Annotated in this window: 2 protein-coding genes and 1 pseudogene; 2 read left to right on the top strand and 1 reads right to left on the bottom strand. The window is 60.1% G+C overall.

Annotated elements, in window-relative coordinates; all coding sequences use genetic code 11:
• Positions 1–61: 61 nt before the first annotated feature.
• Entirely contained in the window at positions 62–301 is a 240-nt protein-coding gene (locus QZ326_RS13240) for a hypothetical protein (RefSeq protein WP_295746131.1), read from the bottom strand.
• Between the two features lie 51 nt (positions 302–352).
• Between QZ326_RS13240 and QZ326_RS13245 the strand changes: the two genes are divergently transcribed.
• Both QZ326_RS13245 and QZ326_RS13250 read left to right on the top strand, forming a co-directional pair.
• A complete protein-coding gene (locus QZ326_RS13245) occupies positions 353–844 on the top strand; it encodes a hypothetical protein (protein ID WP_295746134.1) in 492 nt (163 codons plus the stop codon).
• 12 nt (positions 845–856) lie between these two features.
• A pseudogene (locus tag QZ326_RS13250) lies at positions 857–1,624 on the top strand (PrgI family protein); the annotation flags it as partial.

Genomic DNA, 1,624 nt, shown 5'->3' on the forward strand with positions numbered 1-1,624 from the left:
GACCGATATTCCGCCTGTGACATCTGCTCCTGCGGATATGGTTACACCAGCGGATAATATCTCAGCTCCAGACGTTGGAATCCCGCCCACCCCGGCTGTGCCGCAGGAAGAGACGGTCCTTGCCGGCGGTGAAGTCCAATCCTCCAGCGTCATTCAGACGGAGGGCCAGACTGACAGCGTATTGCGGCAGGACGGCGTTATCCAGACCGGCGGTGAGCAGGTTGTCCACAGCTCCAGCGAAAAGGCCCATTCGGAGACTGACCGGCAGGGTGGCGGGGGTGACAGCATCAGTGAGAGCCATACGGTCAACCATACCCGAAGCGTGGAAAACGTCCATCGCAGCACACACAACATGTTCCCTGTCCGTATGCCTACGCTGGGTGGTGCGGTTTTCTCTCATTCCCTGCAATCCGGCGGTCAGTTCGCTAATGATGTGATTGGCATGGTGGCCCGGGGCGATATGCGCTCCACCGGCTCCATCACCGGAGATCTGGCCGCTCAGTCCCTCCAGTCCTACATGGGCCACACCGCACTGGGGGCAAGTGCCGCCGAAAAAGTATCCTTCTCCCAGGTGGAGATTGGCGGCGGACGCATCACCGGCCGGGAAGTGACCCCGGAACATCCCCAGGGAATTGAGTTCGCCATGTACCATGTGGACCAATATTCCAGGCCGGAGGGGGATTATCAGAAGGTGTTTTCTGCGGATGGGGCGGCGTGGTATAAGCAGCACGCCGTTGATACGGTGGTCAAGACCCCCTTCAAAGCCCCGGACGGCGAGATCGACTACCAGAAGGAGATTGTCAAGCGGCTCCCCACCCCGCCGAAGCGGAAAGACCGTATGTAAGGAGCGAATTGTATGGAACACGAACAGCGGGACAGCTACCTGATCCCACCCAATTTTATTGAGGGCGGCACCTTGATGGGCGGAATGTTCAAGACCCGGAACGTCATTGAGGCCGGCATCCTGGGCGCCGCTGTCGGCCTGCCGGTTATGAGCCTGGGCCTCTCCCTGACTGCCCGGATCATCATTTTGTGCCTGACAGCCCTGCCCCTTGTCCTCCTGGCCCTGATCGGAGTCGGAGGAAGCAGTCTGTCCGGCTTCATCCTGCTTTTCTTCAGCTATCTGCGCAACCGCCGCGTGCTGTCACAGGACGCCCCGGCGAGGGGGAGGGACGGCAAAGAGCTGTCCATGCTCCCCACCTGGTCGCGGGGCAAAAAGTCTGCTCCCGATACCGGAGAGGACGAAGCCCGGCTGAAAAGCCGCAGCCGGTTCCAGGTCGATCTGAAGGAGCGCAAGGTCAACCAGTTCAAGACCTTCCTGGACCCGGAGGAAAAGGTACGGCCCCTCAACCCTCTGGCAGACTACATCCCCATTGAGAAGGTCGCCAACGGCATCATCTACACCAGAGACCACCGCTATGTCAAGCTGATCGAGGTGGTTCCGGTCAACTTCCTGCTCCGCAGCGCCCGGGAACAGCGCAGTATCATCTATTCCTTTATCAGCTACTTGAAGATTGCCCCGGTCAAGGTGCAGTTCAAGGTGCTGACCAAGCGGGCGGACATCAACCGCCACATGGATACGGTGCGCCGGGAGCTGGCCCAGGAGACGGACGAACGCTGCCGT

The organism is uncultured Oscillibacter sp., from assembly GCF_910587525.1.
Classification (GTDB): domain Bacteria; phylum Bacillota; class Clostridia; order Oscillospirales; family Oscillospiraceae; genus Oscillibacter.